Below are 3,288 nucleotides of genomic sequence, written 5' to 3'. Positions count from 1 at the left end.
ACCGTCGAGGGAAGCGCTGCGATGAGTGGCATGAGGGGAGGGCGCTGGTGCATGGCGGAAGCTCACGAGAAGATGGGCCTTCTTGCTAGCGTGGCAGATTGGCGGGTGCAAGTTGCGAACAGGGAAATGGTGATCTGGTCCGCGGGAAGGGTTCCGAACAATTGGGCAACGTGGCCATGATCGAATCGATCGGGATGATGACTGCCGGTGGACGTCCATCTCTCTCTCTGGATTTTGCCACTCGTTTTTGCTAGCGAGCCATAATGAATACTAGACTACCGCCCGCTTGGTCCAAACATCTGAAGGCCCACCCTCGCCGCCTGCCAAACATCTGGAAGCAAAACCGCTGCAGTCGACGACGTCGCGTACGCAGCCTGACGACTCGCTTTTGCGGCAGGCACTCGAACTACAGCAGGCGGGACGACTGTCGGAGGTCGAGGAACTCTGTCATCGCGTTTTGGCACGCACGCGCAATCATCCGCTTGCTCTATACATTCTCGGCACGCTTGGGCTGGACTTCGACGACGAACTGGCAATCGAATATCTCTCGCGAGCGGCAGCCCAGGAGCCGAACAACCCGTTCTATCAGCTAACGCTTGGCGAAGCGTGGTCGAAAGTTGGCGACTATCCGCCGGCAATCAAGCATCTGCAACGGTCGTGCGAGTTGAAGCCCAGGTTGGTGGAGGCACATTGCTGCCTGGGACAGGCTTACGCGAGGTTTGACAGGGGCGAGATGTCCCTGCTTTCCTATGGCAAGGCGCTTGACCTCGACAGAGATCATCCCCTCGCGCGCACAGGCATAGCGCGCGCCCTCATCAATCTGGGGCGAATGGACGAGGCGGCCGCCTACTTGAATGAAAACATTGCCCGGCGGGTTTCAATGGCCCAGTCCTACAACATCCTGGTGGGCTTGCGAAAATTTTCCTCTGAGCCGCCTGAACTTGCGTCGATACTGAACGAACTAGGCAACTCCGCAATTTCGGCCGCCGAAGCTCATGATCTTGACTTTGCCGCGGGAAAAGTTCTCAACGATCTTGGTCGCTACGACGAAGCAATGGATCATTTCCTGACGGCCAGAGCGTTTAAGGTCCGCGATTTCGACATAGATGCATGCCGCAAGCGGGTCGACGCTTTGATTTCTCTGTTCGATCCCAAGTTGCTGGCTGCCATGGAAAGTTATGGCGACCCGTCCGAAGCGCCCGTGTTCGTGCTAGGAATGCCCCGATCGGGAACCACCCTGACGGAACAAATTTGCTCAAGTCACCCTGACGCACAAGGGGCTGGCGAATTGACCAAGCTCGGACGAATGGCAGCTGCCATTGGTCTGAAATTGGGCTCAACGGAAGCTTTTCAGCAAACCATTCGATCGATGTCCACTCAGCAATCACAGGCGCTGGCCAAGGACTACCTATCCAATATGGCTCTCTACGCTTCGGACGCATCGCGTACAATCGACAAGATGCCTCATAATTTTGAACTGGTCGGGCTGATCGCGATGATTTTCCCGAAGGCTCGAATTATCCATTGCGAACGTGACGCAATCGACAATTGCGTTTCGTGTTTCATCTCAAATCTCCAGCATGGCCACAGTTATAGCTACGATCTCAAAACACTGGGCCTGTATCATCGCGAATATGACCGACTTATGAGCCACTGGAAGGCCGTTTTGCCCAGGCGGATTTTCGACAATCGCTATGAGGATATGATCTCGGATCAAGAGGGGCAATCGCGGCGCCTCATCGATCATCTCGGCTTGCCTTGGGTCGATGCCTGCTTGCGCTTCTTTGATAGGGGCGGGTCGGTAAGAACTCTCAGTCGCTGGCAGGTTCGCCAACCGATCTACACGTCATCGGTAAAGCGCTGGAAACATTACGAATCCAAGATCCAGCCCTTGATCGAGGCCCTTGGCGATCTGGCCGATATTTGATCCTGAATCCAGAGTCATCGTGAGTTCACCCAGCGTCGCTTGTTCCAGCGATCCAGGCGGCCCTTGAGCGCGCGACGCTTTGCAAGACGAAAGGCGCGCTACGACGCAAAAAACCCGGCGGTTGCCCGCCGGGTTTTCGATTCGACAAGTCGCTTATTAGAACGAGCGCTGGAAGCGGAGGAGTCCGCCGACGCTGTTCTTCTTGTCGGCCGGAGTCCAGGCGACGTTATCCGTGCTGCCCTCATCGAACTTGCCGGCATGAAGATAGTCAACTTCGGCCGTGACGGTGAAGCCGGGGACGATGTCATAGGCAACGTTCGCTGCGACGCCGACGTTCTTCCAGTCGTCAGCAGACGCCTGAAGGTTGAACGAGGTCTTCTCGTTGAACTTGTAGGTGCCACCGCCCCACACTGCCCAGTTGCCGCCCCACTGCTTGTAGAAGCCTCGGCCGCCCGCGGGCTGATCGTAGGTCGGGTCGTTGAGGTTGTCGTCGGTGCCATAACCACCCATGATGAACAACGACAACTCGTTGGAAACGTTCACATCCAAGCGAACTTTGCCAGCGACTTCTTCGTAGTTGCTGTCATACGCAACGACACCGGTGATCGCGCCCCAGCCCTGGGTCCACTTCACGCCGCCGACAACATGCGGAACATAGCTGTCGATCGTGCCAACGCCATACTTGCCGTTGCCGAGATCGTCGACGGACCCAGCACCCGAGCCTTCTTCGAGCGAGAGCACGGCCGAGAAACCATTACCTGCGTCGAAATAGTACTGGACGACGTTGGTGTCAAAATCGCCGTAGGGAACCAGCGTATCCTGGATGACGTTGCCGGCGTAGCCGATGAACGTATCGAAGGCCGATTCGTCTTTACCGACGCGCAGACCGCCAAGCTGGATCCAGGCGAAGTTCAGCGATACGTCTTTGTTGTGCGCATCGTTCGGGCCGAAGTCGGGATCACCGTTGCTGTTGCCAAAATTGAAGCGGGTCTCGGTGTAGGTCTTCAAGGTACCGAGCTCGGTCTCCTGGCCGGTCCAGGTCTTCAGCGTGAAGCGGGCATTCTTGTACCAGGCTCCCTGGTTCTTGCCGTCCTGCACGTCGTTGCTGCGAGCACCATCGAACGCGCCGACGTCGCCAGCGCCGATGTCGTAACGCACATAGCCGCCGATGCGCAGGCAGGTTTCGGTGCCGGGGATGTAGAAGTAGCCAGCGCCGTAGACGTCGCAAATCTTGACGTATTCAGCGGGTTCCGGCTCGGCGACGACGACGGCGTCGGCGGCGCGCGCACCGGAAACTGCGATCAGGGCCGCAGCGGAGCCGAGGAGAAGGCTCTTGATGTTCATTTTCTGACCTCCAGTCA

At 57.4% G+C, this 3,288-nt stretch carries 2 protein-coding genes; one reads left to right on the top strand and one right to left on the bottom strand.

The features are described 5' to 3' along the window. The first annotated feature begins 388 nt into the window (after positions 1–388). On the top strand, positions 389–1,927 hold the full coding sequence (locus EOB49_RS33370) for a tetratricopeptide repeat-containing sulfotransferase family protein (RefSeq protein WP_245472953.1): 1,539 nt from the start codon (positions 389–391) through the stop codon (positions 1,925–1,927). A 156-nt stretch (positions 1,928–2,083) separates the two neighbouring features. On the opposite strand, the gene EOB49_RS33365 is transcribed toward EOB49_RS33370, so the two are convergent. Continuing rightward, positions 2,084–3,271 carry a porin gene (locus EOB49_RS33365; protein ID WP_127383456.1) on the bottom strand — a complete coding sequence of 396 codons (1,188 nt, stop codon included), beginning with the start codon at positions 3,269–3,271 and terminating at the stop codon, positions 2,084–2,086. Between the last annotated feature and the right edge of the window lie 17 nt (positions 3,272–3,288).

It is taken from the genome of Mesorhizobium sp. M7A.F.Ca.MR.148.00.0.0 (assembly GCF_003997735.1).
Taxonomy (GTDB): Bacteria; Pseudomonadota; Alphaproteobacteria; order Rhizobiales; family Rhizobiaceae; genus Mesorhizobium.
The sequence above is the reverse complement of the archived record's forward strand: the minus strand, read 5'-3'. Positions and strand labels throughout refer to the sequence as shown.